General features: G+C 47.7%; 18 protein-coding genes. 5 read left to right on the top strand and 13 right to left on the bottom strand.

Translation table 11 applies throughout. The features are described 5' to 3' along the window. Positions 1-287: 287 nt before the first annotated feature. The 5 genes from L6475_RS07445 to L6475_RS07425 form a co-directional block, all read right to left on the bottom strand. Entirely contained in the window at positions 288-1,709 is a 1,422-nt protein-coding gene (locus L6475_RS07445) for a glycosyl hydrolase (RefSeq protein WP_237818657.1), read from the bottom strand. A gap of 34 nt (positions 1,710-1,743) precedes the next feature. Next, positions 1,744-2,322 (bottom strand): DapH/DapD/GlmU-related protein, encoded by a 579-nt coding sequence (locus tag L6475_RS07440; protein ID WP_237818656.1) that lies wholly within the window; start codon positions 2,320-2,322, stop codon positions 1,744-1,746. Between the two features lie 11 nt (positions 2,323-2,333). Further along, positions 2,334-3,140, bottom strand: a complete 807-nt coding sequence (locus L6475_RS07435; RefSeq protein ID WP_237818653.1) for a YqiA/YcfP family alpha/beta fold hydrolase — start codon at positions 3,138-3,140, stop codon at positions 2,334-2,336. Positions 3,141-3,154: 14 nt separating this feature from the next. Further along, the gene (locus L6475_RS07430; RefSeq protein ID WP_237818651.1) at positions 3,155-3,556 is read right to left on the bottom strand and encodes a WbuC family cupin fold metalloprotein; all 402 of its coding nucleotides are present in this window, start codon (positions 3,554-3,556) and stop codon (positions 3,155-3,157) included. A 417-nt stretch (positions 3,557-3,973) separates the two neighbouring features. Beyond that, on the bottom strand, positions 3,974-4,879 hold the full coding sequence (locus L6475_RS07425) for a helix-turn-helix transcriptional regulator (RefSeq protein ID WP_237818649.1): 906 nt from the start codon (positions 4,877-4,879) through the stop codon (positions 3,974-3,976). A gap of 161 nt (positions 4,880-5,040) precedes the next feature. Here L6475_RS07425 and L6475_RS07420 point away from each other — a divergent pair, with 161 nt between their 5' ends. The 5 genes from L6475_RS07420 (at position 5,041) to L6475_RS07400 (ending at position 11,345) form a co-directional block, all read left to right on the top strand. Further along, positions 5,041-6,402 (top strand): TolC family protein, encoded by a 1,362-nt coding sequence (locus L6475_RS07420; protein ID WP_237818647.1) that lies wholly within the window; start codon positions 5,041-5,043, stop codon positions 6,400-6,402. 103 nt (positions 6,403-6,505) lie between these two features. Continuing rightward, the gene (locus L6475_RS07415; protein ID WP_237824078.1) at positions 6,506-7,435 is read left to right on the top strand and encodes an HlyD family secretion protein; all 930 of its coding nucleotides are present in this window, start codon (positions 6,506-6,508) and stop codon (positions 7,433-7,435) included. 25 nt (positions 7,436-7,460) lie between these two features. Next, entirely contained in the window at positions 7,461-9,017 is a 1,557-nt protein-coding gene (locus tag L6475_RS07410) for an ATP-binding cassette domain-containing protein (protein WP_237818645.1), read from the top strand. 18 nt (positions 9,018-9,035) lie between these two features. Beyond that, on the top strand, positions 9,036-10,208 hold the full coding sequence (locus L6475_RS07405) for an ABC transporter permease (RefSeq protein ID WP_237818643.1): 1,173 nt from the start codon (positions 9,036-9,038) through the stop codon (positions 10,206-10,208). 33 nt (positions 10,209-10,241) lie between these two features. Continuing rightward, positions 10,242-11,345 (top strand): ABC transporter permease, encoded by a 1,104-nt coding sequence (locus tag L6475_RS07400; RefSeq protein WP_237824075.1) that lies wholly within the window; start codon positions 10,242-10,244, stop codon positions 11,343-11,345. A gap of 1 nt (position 11,346) precedes the next feature. Here the strand turns inward: L6475_RS07400 and mnmE are convergent, their stop codons facing one another. The 8 genes from mnmE to serS form a co-directional block, all read right to left on the bottom strand. Beyond that, positions 11,347-12,681, bottom strand: a complete 1,335-nt coding sequence (gene mnmE / locus L6475_RS07395) for a tRNA uridine-5-carboxymethylaminomethyl(34) synthesis GTPase MnmE (RefSeq protein WP_237818641.1) — start codon at positions 12,679-12,681, stop codon at positions 11,347-11,349. 19 nt (positions 12,682-12,700) lie between these two features. Then, the gene (locus L6475_RS07390) at positions 12,701-13,735 is read right to left on the bottom strand and encodes a low specificity L-threonine aldolase (protein ID WP_237818639.1); all 1,035 of its coding nucleotides are present in this window, start codon (positions 13,733-13,735) and stop codon (positions 12,701-12,703) included. 25 nt (positions 13,736-13,760) lie between these two features. Continuing rightward, positions 13,761-14,636 (bottom strand): nucleoside phosphorylase, encoded by an 876-nt coding sequence (locus tag L6475_RS07385; RefSeq protein ID WP_237818637.1) that lies wholly within the window; start codon positions 14,634-14,636, stop codon positions 13,761-13,763. 20 nt (positions 14,637-14,656) lie between these two features. Continuing rightward, positions 14,657-15,802, bottom strand: coding sequence for a hypothetical protein (locus L6475_RS07380; RefSeq protein WP_237818635.1), 1,146 nt, complete (start codon positions 15,800-15,802; stop codon positions 14,657-14,659). Positions 15,803-15,937: 135 nt separating this feature from the next. After that, positions 15,938-16,711 carry a tRNA 2-thiocytidine biosynthesis TtcA family protein gene (locus tag L6475_RS07375; RefSeq protein WP_237818633.1) on the bottom strand — a complete coding sequence of 258 codons (774 nt, stop codon included), beginning with the start codon at positions 16,709-16,711 and terminating at the stop codon, positions 15,938-15,940. A 6-nt stretch (positions 16,712-16,717) separates the two neighbouring features. Beyond that, complete coding sequence (locus tag L6475_RS07370) at positions 16,718-17,086, bottom strand: DMT family protein (RefSeq protein ID WP_237818631.1); 369 nt, start codon at positions 17,084-17,086, stop codon at positions 16,718-16,720. A 40-nt stretch (positions 17,087-17,126) separates the two neighbouring features. Continuing rightward, the gene (locus tag L6475_RS07365) at positions 17,127-19,484 is read right to left on the bottom strand and encodes a bifunctional dihydroorotate dehydrogenase B NAD binding subunit/NADPH-dependent glutamate synthase (RefSeq protein ID WP_237818629.1); all 2,358 of its coding nucleotides are present in this window, start codon (positions 19,482-19,484) and stop codon (positions 17,127-17,129) included. 168 nt (positions 19,485-19,652) lie between these two features. After that, entirely contained in the window at positions 19,653-20,972 is a 1,320-nt protein-coding gene (gene serS / locus L6475_RS07360) for a serine--tRNA ligase (protein ID WP_237818627.1), read from the bottom strand. Between the last annotated feature and the right edge of the window lie 88 nt (positions 20,973-21,060).

The raw sequence follows: 21,060 nt of genomic DNA, 5'->3' as shown, positions 1-21,060 counted from the left end.
GATTTAAATTAAACTATTGCTGTCCGCTAAAAGTTGAAAAGCGACAAAATGATAATTTTTGACCTGTCAAGCAAAGAAATCAACTGACCATACATCGGCTGTCCGATAAAGTACCTTTGTTCATGTTATTGATGTTTTGTCGCAAAAACAAAAATAACAAAAAGGTCGGAATCCAAGCGAGGATACCGACCTTAATTTTTATGTGGATTAAAAAGTTTTAGCGGACAGCAATAATTTTATTTTTGAAATCCATATTTGTGTCAATTCGTTAAATTGGAATTCACATTCTATTCCATCCCTGTTGTCGTAATCCCTTGCATCGGATTCCACAACTCCTGGTGTCCGTCGGGGAAGGTGACCTCAAACAGAGAATCATCAGTAAAGCAGATGACGGTACCATCGGATAAGATGCGACAGTCGTTAGCACCATCCAACGGCTTGCCCAACTGCAGCATGAAGTTGCAGCGGCGAAGATAGGTAACAAGTGGCTTCAGGTCGGATGCATGCTGGCTGCGACGGTCGAAGTAGGTGCCGAACCAAGGGCGCACAGCGGGTTTGCTGTCATCGCCCGGCTGAGAAATCATTACATGAAGGATGCTGGCGTTTATTCCAGCGTGGAAATAGCGGTCAGCTATGGGCTTTAGCTTCTCAAAGCTCCAGTCGTCCTTGGCCAGTTCAGGCCAACCATCGGTGAAACTCTCAGCCCATACTCTGTTCTTGCCACTGCGACGTGCGGAACCGAGAGCTGCATCTACCTCTTTCTGGCGGAACTTGCGGTCACCCACCCAAAACTCTGCTGCCACTTCGTCGGCAGCGCTGCCGTAGGTGATGCTGTTGGCAGGGAAGGGACTGTGGGCATAGGGCTCGCACCATGTGCGCAGTCCGTACTGATGGGCTTTCTCTGTCAGTCCGCCCATATACTCTGAAGCTACCAGGTCGGCAATGAGCCTGTCAAGGTCCTTCTTACAATCGGGATTGGTATAGTCAAGTTCATACCCGTATCGCTGACGGAACTTTGAGAAGATAGAATCGGTATAGTTCTGCTTGCCACGTTCCCAACTGTCCACAACAACGGTGGTCAGCGTGGGGCGGTCCTTCTGAGGGATACGGCGCAGAATCTCACCAATGAATGCCTCGAAGTGTTTCTGCACGTGCACCTTCGAGAGTTTGTCTACCTCCAGCCCCTGTGCATCGGGCGAACAGGGAGAGCACATTACGTCGGTGCCCTCTTTGGTCTTACAGACTTCTATGCCATGGGACGTCCAGTTGCGCATAGCTTCCTCGGGCTTCACCCATGGCCCACCAGACTGACTCCATCCTGGACAGTTGAACAAGCCCATCTCGATGCCCAGCCGACCGGCTGTTTTCAGTGCCGTACGCAGATTCTTCCACCACAGGCGGCTCTGAAATTTGTTTTTGCCGAAAGCCTGCCCCTCCCAAGGATTATCCGATGTCGTTCGGTTGCGAATGTCGGTGGCAAGGAATGCCAAGGTAATGCCGTTCTCCTTCATCCACTCCAAGTCGGCAACAACACCTTTAGGATCCACCTGTTCGTTCACCCAATAATAGTAGCATCCTACGCGGATGCTGTCGGGCGGTGTGAGAAACGTTTGCCATAGGCGTTCGCGAGGGTTATCATTTGCTGTCTGTGCATGGACTATCAGAGTGAAAGCGAGCATAGCCATAAACAGCAGGTAACTTTTCTTCAAAAATTGTATTTTGCTATTTTCCATAAATTCCTATTTATCTGTTTTTTATCTCTATCTTTTTTATCACCTTGGCTGGAACGCCACCAACAATCGTATTCGGTTCTACATTCTTTGTCACCACAGCACCAGCAGCTATAACTGCTCCATCGCCGATAGTCACACCTGCAAGCACAGTGGCATTGGCTCCAATCCATACGTTCTTACCAATGTGGATAGGTGCATAGCTCATACTCTGACGATTGGCTGGATTGAGGTCGTGGTTGATGGTTGCCAGCACGACGTTGTGACCAATGAGTGCACCTTCGTCAATGATGATGCCGCCTTGGTCTTGGAACTTGCAGCCCATGTTGATGAAGACTCGTTCACCAACGATGGTGTTCTTTCCGCAGTCGGTATGGAATGGAGGAAACATGCCTACCGTCTTGGGAACCTCACGCCCCCAAAGCTGCTCCAGCAAATCATGCAACTGCTCTGGAGTATGATACTTGCCGTTAATTTCTGCCGTAATCTTCAGAGCCTCCTGTGATAGTTGATGAAACATCATGTGGACATCACCACCGCCAACGACGGGCTTGCCCGATGCCATGTAATCACGAAATTCTTGTATTGTCATATTTTTTTATTTTATTCTTCAATTTCTCTAAATCGTGCAAAGGTACGTCCGTTACGCTCAATATTCTCGAAAAACATCTTCTCTGGACGTACCCAATACTGCTTTTCTCCATACAAGGCTTGGTAGATGACCATTCGCTCCTTAGTTTCTGAGTCGAAAGCTGTGCGAATGTAGCGATAATTGCCTCCTTTGAAATGCTGAAAGTAGCGAATTCCATCCTCTGGAAGTGGATATTGCATCAGCATCTTCTCTATCATTGGAATATACCATGTGCCTACTTCTTCTGCCGTTGGAGTGTGAGCACCAGGAAAGTGGAATGAATGGTTGTAATGCTCCAAAAACAGTGGCTCGAAGTGAGCAAGAGTGTCCTGTTCACCGAACAATCCCCATACTTTGTCTTTGTAGTAGGGGTTGCAATAGCGGAATTGAACGGTTTCCAACTCTGCAAACTCCTGTATCAGGGATTCATCGATAACAAATTGCTGGTTGCCGTCCTTGCGTGGTGCTTTGTATTCATGCGAACCGATGCGTTCCTTCAGAAATGTCGTCATCCGAAAATGTGGGTTGCCAAGCAGGGCAGGGATGCCAACGATGGGCGCCAGCATCTGGGCATAGAACGAACCGCAACTGTTACCAACCAACAAGTCGGGATGCTCTCTGTCACAGATGTTTCGGATTTCTTCCAGTGCCATCTTCGGATGTATTGACAAGTCGGGAGTAAGCACCTCTACACGCCCTTCAAATGCCTCTCTCAGTGCCACAGCAGGTACGCACTGACCGCTGGCAAAGAAACCATGCAGGAATAATATCTTTTTCATCTATAGCCTGTACTTTATTTTTTTATCTCCAATATGCCATCTACCTCATGTTCAATAAACGGACCCTCCTTGCATTCCAGCAGGACGCTTGGTTCCAGACATTCCAAACCATGCCATACGTTTTTAGGAATGTCAACACCATACGTGCCGCTATCGTGACTGATGATACAAGACTCCAGCACTTCACCATTGTCGTTGTAGGTCGTTACCTTGACCTTACCTTTGATAATCACAAATGTCTCGGCTTTGGTAGGATGATGGTGCACTGGTATAAATGTGCCTGGCTCAAGACAATTAAGAAAACGATGACACTTATCATCGAGACTTTCATGGAAGTTATAGTTCATCCTCAGTCGTGGGGATTGCTTGGCTTGCTCTGCCACGCCATTAATCAGATTATCGTCTATGATTTTCATTTTTCTTTCGTAAAACTTGATTTAGTCAAGGGGTAATTTCAGATAGTTCCATGATGTCTAACATCTTGAATAGGACTCCATCAATAGATGAATGCCAGCTTTGGTGAAAGTGACCGTAATACCAATGTGTAAGTGTTATGGTCTCTGCTCTCAATTTGGTATAGATTGCATCTGTTGTCTCACGTTCCTTCTGTACATCATCTAACAGACTGTTGTCATATATTGCCCATTGCAGTAATCCATCTTTGTTCTGTAGTTCACAGAAAGATGGGGCGGTATGTGTCACTACTGTATCTTATATTTCATTTTGCAAATTATATTATCAGTGAAATTTTGTGCAAAAATGCATATAATATCCTAATACTCCAAACATTTATTACAAAAAAGTGCATAATAAAGCTATAATACAAAAGTTACTCAACTGATAGATTTATACTCGCCGGGAGTCATGCCGGTGAGGCGACGGAAGTATTTTGAGAAGAATGAGGGATTGGCAAAATGCATCTCATCGGCAATCTGTGCTGCAGGTTTATCCGTGTGGCGCAGTTCTATTTTGATACGTGTGATGAGGGCACGGTCAATCCAGTCTTTGGCGGTGGTGCCGCTTGTTTGGCGGATAATGGTGCTCAGGTAGCGCTCAGTGAGGCACATGCGGTCGGCATAGTAGCCTATTTGGTGATGTTCGGCACAGTGTTGGGTAACCAGTTGGAGGAAGCGATCGAAGATGGTCTGCTCGCGCGAACGACTGCTGGCCTGTTGGTCGATCTGCTGCTGGAACAGCTGGTTGTAGTGGTGCATCTGGGCTGCTACGAGGGCTGTGACGGTGGGACGATGATAGTCGTCGGAGGCATGAACCATTTGCCAAATGGTGTCCAGAATATGTCTGGCAGTAGCGATATTCTCTTCGCTGACAAGTAACTGGAAGTCGCGCACCTGCCCGTTGAAGGCCGACGGCATCTGTCCCTGTGCAAAGGGCATGGGGAAGTTAGAAAAAAGTCCCATTCCGAAGATGCGGAGGTCAGGCGACAGACGCTTGGGGTGGATGATGGTGCCCGGACCGATATAGACGAGTGTGCCACTCGTGAGGTGGCGGTCTTGCAGGTTGAAGTTGATGTCAGCCTCGCCGCTTATGACGATGCCCAAACGGTGATCATTGATGGTAAAAGGTGGCTTTTGGCGCATCAGCAGACTGAACACCGTGCTGTCGCCACGAACCATTGCCAGTTCACTATTCATGAATATATGCTCGCGAATTTGCGAGAGGTGTGGTGTCAGGATGTCACGCATTCGTGTGACGTCCATCAGTTGCGGTTGTCTGTTCATAATCAGTCCTTTTTTGTTGGCAAAGATAATCATTTTCTGCGAAACAATGCTCTGTTTATGTATAAATCGAACAAAAAGAACATTTCCCCATTCTTACAGATAACACCACGATGAAAAAAACATCGTACTTTTGCATCTGGAATTCAATGACAAAAGATGATATGAAGAAATTGTTTTTAGCTTTGACGATGCTGCCGATGCTGGCATTGGGACAGACGCTGGACGAGTGTCAGCAGGCAGCAGAGAAGAATTATCCGCTGATACAGCAGTATGGACTCATCGAGAAGACCACACAGCTGACTGTTGCCAATATCCAGAAGGGTTGGCTGCCGCAGGTGTCAGCATCGGCACAAGCCACGTATCAGAGTGATGTGACGGCTTGGCCTGACGAGATGAAGACGATGATGGGCGGTATGGGCATTGACATGAAGGGACTGACGAAGGATCAGTACCGTGTGGGCATCGATGTGCAGCAGACCATCTATGACGGAGGCGTCATCGGCAGTCAGAAACGCATAGCCCGTGAACAGGGCAAGGTGCAGGCAGCACAGAATGAAGTCAATATTTATAATGTTCGCAGGCGAGTGAACGAGATGTTTTTCGGGCTGTTGCTGATTGACGAACAGATCAAGTTGAACACCGACTTGCAGACACTGCTGGCAGGCAACGAACGCAAACTGGAGTCGATGACCAAACGGGGCACAGCAGCTGAGAGCGACCTGCAGAGTGTGAAGGCAGAGCGACTGAATGCGGTGCAGAAGGGTACTGAGCTGGCATCGCAGAAGCAGATGTTACAGCGCATGCTGAGTACATTCTGCGGCATAGAAATTAATAACATACAAAAACCGCAAGTGAAGGCAGAAGGCGGAGGGCTGACAGCGGAAAACCGTCGTCCGGAACTGAAGGCGCTGGATGCACAGATAGGCGTGCTGAATGCTCAGGAGAAAGCACTCAACGCTGCGCTGATGCCGAAGGTAGGCGTGTTTGCTCAGGGCTTCTACGGTTATCCGGGCCTGAATATGTTTGAGGATATGATGCGCCACAAATGGAGCTTGAACGGCATCGTCGGTGCACGGGTTACGTGGAACATCGGTGCCCTCTATACTCGCAAGAACGACAAGGCAAAACTGCAGTTGCAGCGTGATATGACAGAAAACAACAGGGAGGTATTCCTCTTCAATAACAACCTGGAACAGATTCAGCAGCACGAGAACATAGCACGCTATCAGAAGCTGATGACTCAAGACGGAGAGATTATATCGCTGCGACAGGCTGTGAGAAAAGCGGCAGAGTCGAAGCTGGCACACGGCATCATCGATGCGAACGACCTGGTGCGCGAAATTAATCAGGAGCATGCTTCCTGTGTGCAACAGTCAGTACACGAGATTGAAATGCTGAAAGAGATATACGACAATAAAATTACGACAGGGGGCCTCACCCCCGACCCCGGCCTCACCCCTAACCCCTCTCCAAGGGGCGAGGGGAACTTGAAGGGCGAGGGGAGTAGTTACTCTTACTATTAATCATAAAAAACAATATTTAGATATGAAATCATTTACAAGTCTATTTACTCCCCTCTCACATTGGAGAGGGGCTGGGGGTGAGGCTTTTGTGTGCTTGGCGCTGATGATGACAGCCTGCGGAAACAACGAGAAAGATTACGATGCAACGGGCACGTTCGAGGCTACCGAGACGACCGTGTTTGCTGAACAGAGTGGGGCATTGCTGTCGTTTGACGTGAACGAGGGCGACATGATGGAGGCAGCCCGAGAGGTGGGACTCATAGACACCACTCAGACGTGGCTGAAGATTCAGCAGATGGACGCTACCAAAGCGGTGTATCAGAGTCAGAAACCCGATATGGAACGCCAGATAGCTGCCACACGCCAGCAGTTGGCTAAGGCCCAGCAGGACGAGCAGCGCTACCGCGAACTGGTGGCCGACGGGGCTGCCCCCTCGAAGATGCTCGACGATGCCTCGAGTCAGGTGAAGGTACTGCAGAAACAATTGGATGCGCAGATATCATCGCTGAGCACCAGCACACAAGCCCTCGACAAACAGACAGCTGCTGCCGATGTGCAGAAGACGCAGTTGCAGGATATGCTCCGCAAGTGTCACATTCTGACGCCCACCAAGGGGACCGTACTCGAGAAATATGTGGAGCGTGGCGAGTTTGTAAGTGTGGGCAAGCCGTTGTTCAAGATAGCTGATACCGAGTCGATGCACCTGCGTGCCTACGTCACTTCAGCCCAGCTGCAGCACATTAAGATAGGTCAACAGGTAAAGGTGTTTGCCGACTATGGCGACAACCAGCGCAAGGAGTATGCAGGTACGATCAGCTGGATATCGTCTCGTTCGGAGTTTACACCCAAGACTATTCTCACAGACGATGAGCGTGCCGATCTGGTGTATGCCGTCAAGGTGGCTATCAAAAATGACGGATTCGTGAAGATTGGTATGTACGGCGAGGTAAAGGGCCTCACCCCCGACCCCGGCCTCACCCCTAACCCCTCTCCAAGGGGCGAGGGGAACTTGAAGGGCGAGGGGAGTAAATAGACAATTCCTTCGAAAATAGATAGCGATGAATGAAGCAATCATTGTTAAAAACGTCAGCAAAAGTTACGGTAAAAAAGTAACTACTCCCCTCTCTCTTCAAGTTCCCCTCGCCCTTTGGAGAGGGGTTAGGGGTGAGGCCGGGGCTGGGGGTGAGGCTCCAATTCAGGCACTCAGCGATGTGTCGTTTGCTGTTGGCAAGGGCGAGGTGTTCGGACTGATAGGTCCCGATGGTGCCGGCAAGACATCGATGTTTCGCATTCTCTGTTCGCTATTACTGCCCGATACAGGTACGGCGGCGGTAGATGGCTACGATGTGGTGAAGCAGATGTGCGAGGTGCGCTGTCGGGTGGGCTATATGCCTGGCAAGTTCTCGCTATACCAAGATCTCACTATCGAGGAGAACCTGAACTTCTTTGCCACGCTTTTCGGAACGACTGTTGATGAAGGTTACGATAGTATCAAAGCCATATATTCGCAGATAGAACGCTTCAAAGACCGCAAGGCAGGAGCACTCTCGGGCGGTATGAAGCAGAAGTTGGCGCTCTCGTGTGCATTGGTACACCAACCCAGTGTGCTCTTCCTCGACGAGCCCACTACAGGTGTTGATCCTGTGAGCCGTAAGGAGTTGTGGGAGATGTTGTTGACGCTGAAGGAAAGTGGAATTACCATTGTGGCTTCAACGCCTTATCTTGATGAGGTGCGCTGTTGCGCGCGTGTGGCTTTTCTTGACCAGGGAAAGGTGCGCGGCATTGGCACTCCAGATGATATCCTCACACAGTTCGCCAGTATCTTTAACCCGCCAGGCATTGAGGATGGTTCAAGGTTCAAGGTTCAAGGTTCAAGTGAGAATGTCATTGAGGTGGAGCATCTGGTGAAAGCCTTTGGCGATTTCCATGCAGTTGACGACATCTCGTTCAGTGTAAAAAGGGGCGAGATATTCGGATTTCTGGGTGCCAACGGTGCAGGTAAGACGACGGCGATGCATATGCTGACAGGTCTGAACCAGCCAACCAGCGGAACTGGCAGGGTGGTAGGCTACGACATACGCACGGAGTACGAACAGATCAAGAAGCATATAGGCTATATGTCGCAGCGGTTCTCGCTCTACGAAGACCTCACCGTTGCCGAGAATATCCGTCTTTTTGCCGGCATCTACGGCATGAAGGACGATGAGATTCGCCGCAAGACCGATGAACTCATGGAACGCCTGCAGTTCACGGAGCACAAGAACGACCTCGTTGGCTCGCTGCCATTGGGTTGGAAACAGAAGCTGGCCTTCTCCGTCTCTATCTTCCACGAGCCGGGCGTGGTGTTCCTCGACGAACCGACGGGTGGTGTCGATCCTGCCACACGCCGCCAGTTCTGGGAACTCATCTATGACGCTGCCCGTCGCGGCATCACCGTCTTTGTGACTACCCACTATATGGACGAGGCAGAATATTGCGACCGCATCTCTATCATGGTGGACGGCAAAATCAGCGCACTCGGCACACCCGATGAACTGAAACAGCGTTTCCACCAACCCGACATGGACCATGTGTTTACCTATCTGGCCCGTCAGGCCACCCGATTCTCTGATTAATGGTTAATGGATAATGAAATGAAACAGTTTATAGCATTTGTAATCAAGGAAGCCAAGCATATTCTGCGCGACAAGCGTACGATGCTCATCCTCTTCGGCATGCCTGTGGTAATGATGCTGCTCTTCGGCTTCGCCATCACCACCGATGTGAAGAATGTGCGCACGGTGGTGGTCACCTCTGAGATGTCGCCCCGTACGCAGCAGGCCGTAGAACGACTGGCACAATCGGAATATTTTGTCATCACGCAGACTGTGAACACCCCACAGGAGGCCGAACGGCTCATCCGCAGTCAGAAGGCTGATATGAGCCTCACCCCCAGCCCCGGCCTCACCCCTAACCCCTCTCCAAGGGGCGAGGGGAACTTGAAGGGCGAGGGGAGTAGTAACCTTCAGTGGCAAATCATGGTTGACGGTAGCGACCCCAATATGGCTCAGCAATGGACTACATACGCCCAAAGCATACTGTCTCAGCCAGTTGACGGCAAACACTATTCACTCCCCTCGCCCTTCAAGTTCCCCTCTCTCTTCGGAGAGGGGTTAGGGGTGAGGCCGGGGCTGGGGGTGAGACTCCTCTACAATCCGCAGATGAAGTCGGCCTACAACTTCGTGCCTGCCATCATGGGTATGCTGCTGATGCTCATCTGTGCCATGATGACCTCGATATCGATTGTCCGCGAGAAAGAGAAAGGTACGATGGAGATACTGTTAGTATCACCCGTTAAGCCCCTGATGGTAATCATTGCCAAGGCGGTGCCCTATCTGGTGCTGGCCTTCGCCATCCTCATCACCATCCTCCTGATGGCGCGTTTCGTGCTGGGAGTGCCCCTTGCTGGTTCGCTGTTCTGGATTCTGGCTGTGAGCACCCTCTATATTCTGTTGGCGCTCTCGCTGGGACTGCTCATCTCCAACGTGGCACAGACACAACTTGTAGCCCTGCTACTATCGGCTATGGTACTGCTCATGCCTGTGGTGATGCTGTCGGGCATGCTGTTTCCAGTAGAGTCGATGCCGCAAGTGCTTCAGTGGCTGGCTGCGGTGGTTCCGCCCCGCTACTATATCGAGGCCATGCGCAAGCTGATGATCATGGGTGTGGGCATTGGCGAAGTGGCTCGCGAGGTAGCTGTGCTGACAGGTATGACGGTGGTGCTGCTTGCCATCGCCTTGAAGAAGTTTGATGTAAGACTGAAGTGATAATAATTATCAATTGTCAATTGTCAATTCTCAATTATGATTAAGTATCTCATACAAAAGGAGTTCCTGCAGATACGCCGCAATGTGTTTCTGCCCAAACTCATCATCATGTTCCCCATCGTCATCATGTGCGTCATGCCGTGGGTGATGCAGATGGAAGTGAAGAACATTGTGGTGGATGTGGTTGACATAGACCACACCGTGGAGTCGCAGCGATTGGTACAGCAGATTGCTGCCTCTAATTATTTCATCTTCGGTGGACAGAAGGCCACCTACGCTGAAGCGATGAAGGACATTGAGAAGGGTAGGGCCGATGTCATCCTCGAGATTCGCGGTGGCAAGTATCTCATTGCAGCCAATGCCGTCAACGGCACCAAAGGCTCAATGGGCAGCGCCTATCTGAGTCAGATAATAAGACCCACCCCCCAGCCCCTCCCTGTAATGGAGGGGAGTGGTTACTCTCAAGGGCAGCAGGTATCTGCTCCCTCCCTCACAGGGAGGGCTGGGGGTGGGTCTCTTCTCCTCTACAACAAGGGTCAGAACTACAAACTCTACATGATTCCCGCCCTCTTTGCCATTGTGATGATGCTGATGACGGGCTTTCTGCCCACACTCAACATCGTTGGCGAGAAAGAGGCAGGCACCATCGAACAGATCAACGTTACGCCCGTTTCCAAGTGGTCGTTCATCCTCGCCAAACTTATCCCATACTGGCTCATTGCGCTGTTTGTCATCACCGTGTGCTTGTTGTTGGCGTGGTTCGTTTATGGCATCACACCTGCTGGTCCCGTGTGGCTCATCTACGTGCTTGCTATGCTGCTGGCGCTATTCTTCTCTTCTTTCGGACTCATCGTGTCCAACTACTCCGACACCATGCAGCAGGCCATGTTCGTCATGTGGTTCTTTGTGGTGAGCATCATGCTGCTTTCGGGACTTTTCACCCCCACACGCTCTATGCCTCAGTGGGCCTATCTTACCACCTATATCAACCCCATGCACTACTTCATCGATGCCATCCGCACCGTCTTTATCCGTGGTGGTGGGCTGCACGAAACTGCCCATCAGGTCTTAGCCCTTGCTGGCATCGGTACGCTGATGGGTTGTTGGGCAGTACAGAGCTATAAAAAGAATAGTTAATCTATTTTCCCACGCAGAAATTTTTGAAGATATTTCCTAATACTTCGTTGGGGGTAATTTGACCACCGGTGATTTCGGCTAGGGAGTCAAGAGCTTGACGTAGATCTTCACTCAAAAGGTCTCCACTTATTTGCATTTCGAGACCGTCGATGACGCGTTGGATAGCTTCGTGTGCTCGAACGAGAGCGTCGTAATGGCGAGCATTGGTGATGATGACATCTGTTTCTGAAGTTTTAGGAGCAGCAGCTATAAGCTGCTGTTTGAGGCTTTCGAGTCCTATTCCGAATTTTGCTTGGAACGTGTCGGTCTTATTTTCGATGTGTATGACAGTTTGATCGTCACGTGTCACTATATCGGGGTAGGGAACGCCTGGTTCTGTCATCAGCAGGATGATGCGTGCTCTTTGAGCAGCGTCTTTGGAACGTTCTATACCAAGGCTTTCAATCTTGTCATCGGTATGACGGATGCCGGCGGTGTCAATGAAGCGGAAGGTAACGCCTCCCAACTGGATCGTATCTTCAATGGCATCGCGAGTGGTTCCTTGGATATCGCTTACAATAGCACGCTCTTCGCCAAGCAGGGCATTTAGTAAGGTGCTTTTGCCTACGTTGGGGGCACCAACAATGGCTACGGGAATACCATTTTTCAGGGCATTGCCTGTTTGGAATGTATCCGCCAGATGGGTGATGTGATTGTCGATAGTATAGGTGAGTTCTTGCAACTCCTTGCGGTCGGCAAACTCAAGGTCTTCGTGGTCAGAAAAATCTAACTCGAGTTCAAGTAGTGAGGTGAGCTTCAGCAGTTGCTCGCGCAGTTGGGCAAGCTTAGAAGAGAAGTGCCCACGCAGTTGGCTCATGGCAATATGGTGGGTGGCCATATTGTTTGAGGCTATCAGGTCGGCAACGGCTTCGGCCTGCGAGAGATCCATCTTTCCGTTGAGGTAGGCTCGTAGGGTGAATTCACCTGGACCTGCCTGCTGACAACCGTTTTCTATCAGTAGGGCTAAGACCTTGTTTAAAATATAACTAGATCCGTGACATGATATTTCTGCACAATTTTCGCCAGTATAACTATGAGGGGCACGGAATATGCTTACGAGAACTTCGTCTATGATATCTGTGCCATCTTTGATGTGTCCATAATGGATGGTGTTAGGTTGTGCATCACTGATGTTCTTGCTAAATACACGAGAAAGAATATCAAACATTTGAGGGCCTGAGATTCTGATAATTCCGATAGCGCCACCAGTGGCTGTGGCAAGAGCGCAGATTGTGGAAACCTCCCCCAATCCCTCCGTTAGGAGGGGGGAAGGTAGGGAAGGATTGGGGGTGTTCATTATTGTATTGATTTTAGTACTATTGTAGTGAATGGAGGGCATCCTCAAGCGTTTTCATGTCTTCGTCGGTGGTTGCCCAACTTGTGACGAAACGGCAGAGTGTATGATTGGCATCGACGGGTTCCCATGTTTCGAAAAGTACGTGAGACATTAGTTGCTGCTTTTGGTCGTTTGAAAGTACAACAAACTGCTGGTTAGTGGGGGATTCCTTTATCGGGATCCCCGCTGTAATGAATAGTTGGCGCAGCTGCATGGCTTTCTGAATGGCATGTTTGGACAATTCGAAATACAAATTGTTTGTAAAGAGTGCATCGAACTGAACTCCAGCCAGTCGGCTTTTGGCCAGAAGGGCACCATGCTGTTTGATAATGTTGAAGAAATGGCGTGGTGCATTGTGACGCGGGAAAACGACAGCCTCACCACAAAGTGCGCCCTGTTTTGTACCACCAATATAGAACACGTCACAGTGGTGAGCCAACCAAGGTAGGTCGAAGTCGCAGCCTTCTGCCATCAATCCATATCCCAGACGGGCACCGTCGATAAATAGGGGAATTTCGTACTCTTGACAGAGGTTGTATATGGACTCAATTTCAGATGCTTTGTAGATGGTGCCCAGCTCGGTAGGCATTGTGATATAAACAATACCGGGAATAACCATATGCTCGTAGGATGAATCGGCATAGAACCGATCATGAAAGGCACGAAGGTCTTCGGCAGTCATTTTGCCATCGTGAGCAGGTAGGGTGATGACTTTATGGCCAAAGGCCTCTACTGCTCCAGATTCGTGAACGTTGATATGTCCTGACTCTACGGCAATGACACCCTCATAGCCGGTAAGAACACCATCGATGACGGTAGTATTGGTTTGAGTGCCGCCAACAAGGAAAAAAATGTCAGCATCGGGTGTTTGACAGGCTTGACGAATTTTTTCACGGGCCTGCTCACTCCATACGTCAGAACCGTAAGAAGAACTTTTTGTGTTGTTGGTTTCAATAAGACTACGGAGCACTAAACTGTGTGCCCCGTTGTTGTAATCGCTTTCAAATGAAGTCATTATTTGGTTATCCGTTTATATATGATTAAATTCTATCTAATACTTTTTGGATTAGTGTGTCTATAGAATTTTTGTATTCTGTATTCATCTTTTGGGCATATCGGTTGGCAATAACCATACAGCATGTCATGGCTCGATGACCAAGTAGAGAGGCAAGGCCGGCAAGGGCGCTTGACTCCATTTCAAAGTTGCAAACACGCATGCCTTCATACTCAAAACTTTCTATTTTCTCGTTCTGTCGTGGGTCGGCAATATCGGCACGAAGCTGACGCCCCTGTGGACCGTAGAAACCACCGCAAGCCACGGTGTAGCCACGCACCATATCGTCTTGAGCGATTTGACTGATAAGATTGGCATCGGCCACTGCTACATATGGGGCTCCTTTTATGGGATCCCAATGCATGTGCTGCTTGAAAGCTTCTTCCATTTTTAAATCGCAAACATGATTGCGGCCAGCATAATAGTTGAGAAGACCATCGAAACCGATACTTTTTACAGATGCTACAAAACATCCAGTCGGTGTGAATGGTTGCAAACCTCCACAAGTGCCAATGCGTACCATTGTAAGTGTGCGATGGTTGACTTTCTCCTTTCGTGTAGTGTAATCGATATTGGCAAGTGTATCGAGCTCGTTTACTACGATGTCGATGTTATCGCATCCGATGCCGTGGCTCTGCACGGTGATGCGCTTACCCTTATATGTGCCGGTGATGGTGTGGAATTCGCGGCTGCTTACCTCGCATTCCTTGGTGTCGAAGTGGGCTGCAACAGTATTTACACGGGCAGGGTCACCCACGAGTATTACTTTATCGGCCAACTGTTCTGGCTTGAGATGCAGATGGAAACAAGAACCATCTGCATTGATGATGAGTTCGGACTCGGGAAACTGTTTGTGATTCATATTAGTATATAAATTTAGGGTCAATTCTCGGTATTTCGAATGGTTTTCTCCAACTGATGAATTTTTCGTTCGATAGCCTCCAATTGTTGTTCGCTTTCTAAAATATCATTTTTCAGAGACATTCGTTCACTTTGAGTCGCCTCTTCATAGTAGCTGCGCGTTTTATCAAGAACAAACATAATATCGTCACGCTGTTTTTGCATTGAGAGAAGTTCTTTTATGCGTTGACGGTTGGCAGGAATACGAAAATCTGACATATTTGTATATGTCTTCTGGTCGTTGATGACAAATTGGAATCTTGGATTTTTACCATTGTTTTCAGACTGTGAACGAACTGCGGCATAAATGTTCTGCTTACGCTGCAGAGCTGCGGTTACTTCTCTTTTGTCTGTCCAGGTATCGGCAATACGGTCTATGCGAGCAAGTGAACGAACAACCGTTTCGTCGCTATTTGTGACAACTTGTCTCGTTTCTGTTGGTATAAAGCAATAGACGCAAGTTTTACCTTTAGGTTGACGGCGGTTTGAAGCGAAATATGCCAACTGGTTTTGTTCATCAATAACATAGGAATAATCATCTGCATCTGAATTGAAGGGTAATCCTAAATTTTCCGGTGCCAGATATTTGCCTTCATCATTATCAAAACGTGTACGGTATATATCATACCCACCAAGTCCTTCACTACTTTTAGCGGCGAAGTATAGAGTGATGCCATCTGGCATTAAGTAGGGATAATCAAGATCAAATAATTGTCCATCATCGTTAATTCCTGCAAGAGGTTCTCCTTCTGTCCATCCGTCTGATAGTAAATCACTTTGGAATAGATATTTGTATCCTAATTCTTTGTCAAATTTTGAATAGATACATTTATTCCCTAATTCGTTCACATAAACCATACCAACTCCAGGCTTGCGAAAAAAATCTTGATATGTGGCAATTCTGCCTTCTTCTTTGTTGACCTGAATGGCAGTCATGAACTTTGTACTATCAGTTACAGTACTATCGGCAATTACAATACGAGCTGTTGAACCCAACATTGATGTAAACCGCGGGTCTTCGACAACAACTGGTGTCTTAGGCCGTATAACTTTTTTTCTTTTTGCTGCATTAATGGTTGTGGGGAATATCAGCAAAAGACAGATAAATAATATTAGTTTACTTTTCATTGTTTTCTTGCATTTATAAATTACAAAGTTAAGAAAATGTATGAAAATTCGCAATGATGGTAATGAATTATTAAATGTTTTTAATACTATGTAGAAGGATAATTTTTTGTTGTTTAATGATTCACGAACAAGATTTTAATCTTCTTCTACTAATTTTCCCTCTGTATTCAATGCATTCCAAATAGAATAGCGAACCTCGGGGTTCATTGCTTCGGCTTGTTGTATAAGAGCATTTATACCGGAGCGCTGACTATCGTGTTCGTAAGGGCATAACTTTATTTGTTTTTCATATCCACGTAGTTCGGCATAATGTGCTATCTCGGCTTCTGGTATCATGCATAACGGTCGAATGATACTTAATGGCATTTTTTTCATTCTAAGCAAAGCAGGCATTGTACCAAAACGTCCCTGGAAAGTCAGGTTCATAAATGTTGTTTTGATGATATCGTCTTGATGATGGCCAAGGGCAATCTTGTTGCAACCCAGTTTTTGGGCCAGGTTGAATATTTCTTTTCGACGATACCATGAACACAGAAAGCATGGCGATTTCTGTCGGCGAGAATCACGCCCCGAATGAATACTGTTACCTCCTACTTCGAAACGTGTGGTGCAAATGTGGAGCGGTATGTCTAACTCATTGCAAAAATGCTGTAAATAGTCGGTTGAAGTTTCATAATGAATATTCTCCATTCTAACATGAATAGCTTCTACTTTGAAGTGTGGATGATGGATTTTTGAACGTTTGGCCAATAGTTCCAATAAGCACAAAGAATCCTTGCCACCAGAAAGAGCTACTAATATGTAGTCGTTATCGGCAAGGAGGTGATACGTAGCGAAAGCCTTCACGAAGCGTTCGTTCAGTTTCTTCCACAATCTCCTTTCTTCTTTCTCTTGGGTGATGCCAGCCATATACTTCTACTTCATGAATACCAAATAGACAGCGCAGATGATGAGTAGGAAAGCTAAAATGTGGTTCCAATGAAGATGGGTTCCCTGAAACATGATGTTGGCAATGATACAGAATACGGCCAACGAGATACATTCCTGAATAACTTTGAGCTGGATGAGATTAAAGGGACCTCCATTCTCAATGAAGCCAAAGCGGTTGGCTGGTACTTGGCAGCAGTATTCAAAAAAGGCAATGCCCCATGAGAAAACAATAACGCCAAAAAGGGGCCAGTTGCTGGATGTGCCCGACTCCTGAAGTTTTAAATGCCCATACCAAGCAAGCGTCATGAAAACGTTACTTAGTATGAGCAGTATGATAGTATAAAGTCCGTTCATAATTATTGGGGGTGTTGCCGTGACATAGCAACAGATTGAACTATTTTGACTGAAGGAAATTATCCATGTTCTGAGCAGCACGGCGGCCGTCGCCCATAGCAAGGATTACCGTAGCGCCACCACGAACAATGTCGCCACCTGCAAAGATTTCCTTGCGGCTTGATTGCATCTCTTCGGAGACAGCAATGGTGTTCTTTCGTCCCAACTCCAAGCCCTCGATAGACTTGGGAACCAGTGGGTTGGGTGATACGCCAACAGCAACGATTACCTGATCGACATCAAGCGTAACAGTCTTACCTTCAACGGGAACCGGACTGCGACGACCTGATGCGTCAGGTTCGCCCAACTCCATTACCTGCAGAACTGCCTGCTTGACGGCACCATTCTCATCGGCAATATACTCGATAGGATTATGCAGGGTGAGGAACTTGATGCCCTCTTCCTTAGCATGCTTAACCTCCTCGAGACGGGCTGGCATCTCAACCTCTGAACGGCGATAAACCAGTGTAACATCAGCACCCAAACGTTTAGCCGTACGGCAAGAGTCCATAGCTGTGTTTCCACCACCTACCACGAGTACACTCTTGGCGGGGTTCAGCGGTGTATCGGTCTTGGGGTTAGCTGCATCCATCAGGTTCACACGTGTCAGATACTCGTTCGATGACATGATGTTGATGCTGTTTTCGCCAGGGATGTTCATGAAGTTTGGCAGGCCGGCACCAGAGCCTACGAAGATTCCCTTGAAGCCCTGTTGCTCAAGAGTCTCAACACTGATAGTCTTACCCACAATAACGTCTGTCTGGAAGTGTACCCCCATCTTAGCAAGGTTCTCGATTTCCACATCCACAATCTTGTTAGGCAAGCGGAACTCAGGAATACCGTATTTCAGCACACCGCCAATCTCATGGAGTGCTTCGAATACGTAAACATCATACCCTTTTTTGACCATGTCGCCCGCGAACGAAAGACCTGCAGGACCTGAACCTACAACGGCAATTTTGATACCATTGGCAGGAGCAATCTCAGGCAGAGAGATGTTACCACTCTCGCGCTCAAAATCGGCAGCAAAACGCTCCAGATAGCCGATAGCTACAGCTGGCTCATTCATCTTCAGGTGGATACACTTGCTCTCACATTGCTTCTCCTGAGGACAAACACGACCGCAGACAGCGGGAAGGGCAGAGGTGTTCTTCAGCACCTTAGCAGCTGCCAGGAACTGGCCACGCTCAATGTTCTTTACGAACGATGGAATATTGATGTTGACAGGACAACCCTCAACGCAGCTTGGTTTAGCGCAGTCAAGACAGCGTTTTGCCTCAGTCATTGCCATTTCTTTCGTGAGGCCGATGTTTACCTCCTCAGTACGAGTTGTGGCACGATAAACAGGATCAAGTTCGGGCATAATAACGCGCTCAATTTGAGTACGCTCCTTAGGCTTCATCGAAGCACGTAACTCCTTACGCCACTCAGCATCACGATCGGTAAGCACTTCAATGCTATCGTTAGTAGGATCGGCATCCATTGAGATGGTTGAACCAGAATTGTCAACTGTCAATTCTCCATTGTCAATTGAGTCTAAATGTTCCTCGTAGTGGGCCAGTTCTTCCTGCTCTTCGCGTTTGAAGGTGCCCATACGCTTAAACATCTCATCCCAATCAACCAATGCACCATCGAATTCAGGACCGTCGATGCAGACAAACTTTGTTTTGCCACCAATGGTGAGTCGGCATGCACCACACATACCTGTACCGTCAACCATAATGGTGTTGAGTGATACCTCGCATGGTATGCCATGCTTCTGGGCGGTAAGGTTAGAGAACTTCATCATGATAGGAGGACCAATGGCGAAGATTTTATCGACATGCTCCTGTTCGATAAATTTCTCGATACCAACAGTTACTACACCTTTCTCACCGTAACTGCCGTCATCGGTCATAATAATAACCTCGTCAGAACTTTCACGTACCTTGTCTTCAAGAATAATCAGGTCCTTAGAGCGACCTGCCATTACGGAGAGTACACGGTTGCCGGCATCCTTGAGTGCTTGGATGATAGGTAGCATAGGAGCTACGCCAAGACCGCCACCAGCACAAACCACAGTTCCATAGTTCTCTATTTTTGTTGGATTGCCAAGAGGACCAACCACATCCGTCACATAATCGCCTACATTCAAGGCACAGAGTTTTTTAGATGAGAGTCCAACCATCTGCACAACCAGTGTGATGGTACCCTTGTTAATGTCTGCGCCTGCAATGGTCAGTGGCATGCGCTCACCTTTCTTGCCTACGCGAACGATTACGAAGTTGCCTGCTTTACGACTGTTAGCAATTAATGGAGCTTCTATTTCGAAAAGAAAAACCTTCTCAGAGAATTGCTCTTTTCTGACGATTTTGTTCATAATCTTTGTTTGTTGTGTTCAGATTGTTTGCTAATTGGCTGCAAAGATAACAAAATGTTTATAATTATCCATACTTTTTTACAAAAAAAAGATGCAAGCAGATTGTTATGCTTGCATCTTTGTTGTTTCGGTATAATAATTGAATAATATTCTACATATAATTGAACGTTAATCGATGATATCGCATCCCATGTAGGGTACAAGTGCTGCTGGAATCTTGATACCATTCTCTGTCTGGTTGTTCTCGAGCAGGGCTGCAACGATACGTGGTAGAGCCAATGCAGAACCATTCAATGTGTGGCAGAGTTCAGTTTTCTTTGTCTCAGCATTACGATAGCGGCACTTCAAACGGTTGGCCTGATAGGTGTCGAAGTTTGATACACTTGATACCTCGAGCCAGCGTCCCTGAGCTTCTGAATATACCTCGAAGTCATAGCAGATAGAAGATGTAAACGACTGATCTCCACCGCAGAGCAACAGAATACGGTAGGGGAGTTCCAATTTCTTTAGTAATCCTTCTACGTGTTCCAGCATCTCTTTGTGACTCTCCTTTGAGTGTTCGGGCTTGTCAATGCGTACAATCTCAATCTTTGAGAACTCATGCAAACGGTTCAAACCACGAACATCTTTGCCATAAGAGCCAGCCTCGCGGCGGAAGCATTCTGTGTAAGCACAATTCTTAATAGGCAGGTCCTTTTCGTCTAGGATGACATCGCGATAAATGTTGGTAACAGGAACCTCAGCTGTGGGGATGAGATAGAAATCGTCAACTTCGCAGTGATACATCTGACCTTCCTTATCTGGAAGCTGACCTGTGCCATAGCCAGAAGCTGCATTTACTACTGTTGGAGGCATAATCTCGGTATAACCACTCTTGCGAGCCTCATCGAGGAAGAAATTGATGAGGGCACGCTGTAAACGAGCGCCTTTACCTATATATACTGGGAATCCTGCACCTGTAATCTTTACACCAAGGTCGAAGTCGATGAGGTTGTACTTTTTTGCGAGTTCCCAATGGGGCAAGGGATTGGCAATACCAAGCTTTGGATTCACGTCCCAATTGCCAACAGTATCATTGGCAGTGCATTCTTTCAAGTTACTTTTTACCACATGGTTGTCCTCAGCGGCAGCACCTTCTGGTACCTCATCGTATGGTATGTTTGGAATCTGGCAGAGAAGACGAGTCATTTCCTCCTGAGCCTGGTTCATAGTATCTTCCAGTTGCTTATTGGTTTCTTTCATCTTTGAAACCTGTTCTTTGATAGCGTCAGCTTCCGCTTTCTTTCCTTCTTTCATCAATCCTCCAATCTGAGCTGCCATTTTCTTGGCTTCAGAAAGGTTTCTGTCGAGTTCCTGTTGAGCCTCACGACGCTTCTTGTCAACAGACAAAACTTCATCGATGGCCGCTTTGGCGTTAGAGAAATGCTTTTTCTCCAAGCCACGAATAACGCGTTCTGTTTCCTCGGTAATGAGTTTCAGTGTAAGCATAATGTATTTTTTTTATTTAATTATTCTTTTGTAAAAATCTTTAATTATATAAAGTGGTGCAAAGGTACATCAATTTGGTAAAAGCACC

This window comes from Prevotella sp. E9-3 (genome assembly GCF_022024015.1).
Lineage (GTDB): Bacteria > Bacteroidota > Bacteroidia > Bacteroidales > Bacteroidaceae > Prevotella.
The sequence above is the reverse complement of the archived record's forward strand: the minus strand, read 5'-3'. Positions and strand labels throughout refer to the sequence as shown.

What these genes read in the sequence shown, in the direction of transcription:
- mnmE (WP_237818641.1), bottom strand. Translation starts at nt 12,681, where the DNA reads ATGAACACCCCCAATCCTTCCCTACCTTCCCCCCTCCTAACGGAGGGA.
- L6475_RS07375 (WP_237818633.1), bottom strand. Translation starts at nt 16,711, where the DNA reads ATGGCTGGCATCACCCAAGAGAAAGAAGAAAGGAGATTGTGGAAGAAA.
- L6475_RS07380 (WP_237818635.1), bottom strand. Translation starts at nt 15,802, where the DNA reads ATGAAAAGTAAACTAATATTATTTATCTGTCTTTTGCTGATATTCCCC.
- L6475_RS07385 (WP_237818637.1), bottom strand. Translation starts at nt 14,636, where the DNA reads ATGAATCACAAACAGTTTCCCGAGTCCGAACTCATCATCAATGCAGAT.
- L6475_RS07425 (WP_237818649.1), bottom strand. Translation starts at nt 4,879, where the DNA reads ATGAACAGACAACCGCAACTGATGGACGTCACACGAATGCGTGACATC.
- L6475_RS07370 (WP_237818631.1), bottom strand. Translation starts at nt 17,086, where the DNA reads ATGAACGGACTTTATACTATCATACTGCTCATACTAAGTAACGTTTTC.
- L6475_RS07420 (WP_237818647.1), top strand. Translation starts at nt 5,041, where the DNA reads ATGAAGAAATTGTTTTTAGCTTTGACGATGCTGCCGATGCTGGCATTG.
- L6475_RS07435 (WP_237818653.1), bottom strand. Translation starts at nt 3,140, where the DNA reads ATGAAAAAGATATTATTCCTGCATGGTTTCTTTGCCAGCGGTCAGTGC.
- L6475_RS07365 (WP_237818629.1), bottom strand. Translation starts at nt 19,484, where the DNA reads ATGAACAAAATCGTCAGAAAAGAGCAATTCTCTGAGAAGGTTTTTCTT.
- L6475_RS07430 (WP_237818651.1), bottom strand. Translation starts at nt 3,556, where the DNA reads ATGAAAATCATAGACGATAATCTGATTAATGGCGTGGCAGAGCAAGCC.
- L6475_RS07440 (WP_237818656.1), bottom strand. Translation starts at nt 2,322, where the DNA reads ATGACAATACAAGAATTTCGTGATTACATGGCATCGGGCAAGCCCGTC.
- L6475_RS07405 (WP_237818643.1), top strand. Translation starts at nt 9,036, where the DNA reads ATGAAACAGTTTATAGCATTTGTAATCAAGGAAGCCAAGCATATTCTG.
- L6475_RS07390 (WP_237818639.1), bottom strand. Translation starts at nt 13,735, where the DNA reads ATGACTTCATTTGAAAGCGATTACAACAACGGGGCACACAGTTTAGTG.
- L6475_RS07410 (WP_237818645.1), top strand. Translation starts at nt 7,461, where the DNA reads ATGAATGAAGCAATCATTGTTAAAAACGTCAGCAAAAGTTACGGTAAA.
- serS (WP_237818627.1), bottom strand. Translation starts at nt 20,972, where the DNA reads ATGCTTACACTGAAACTCATTACCGAGGAAACAGAACGCGTTATTCGT.
- L6475_RS07415 (WP_237824078.1), top strand. Translation starts at nt 6,506, where the DNA reads ATGATGACAGCCTGCGGAAACAACGAGAAAGATTACGATGCAACGGGC.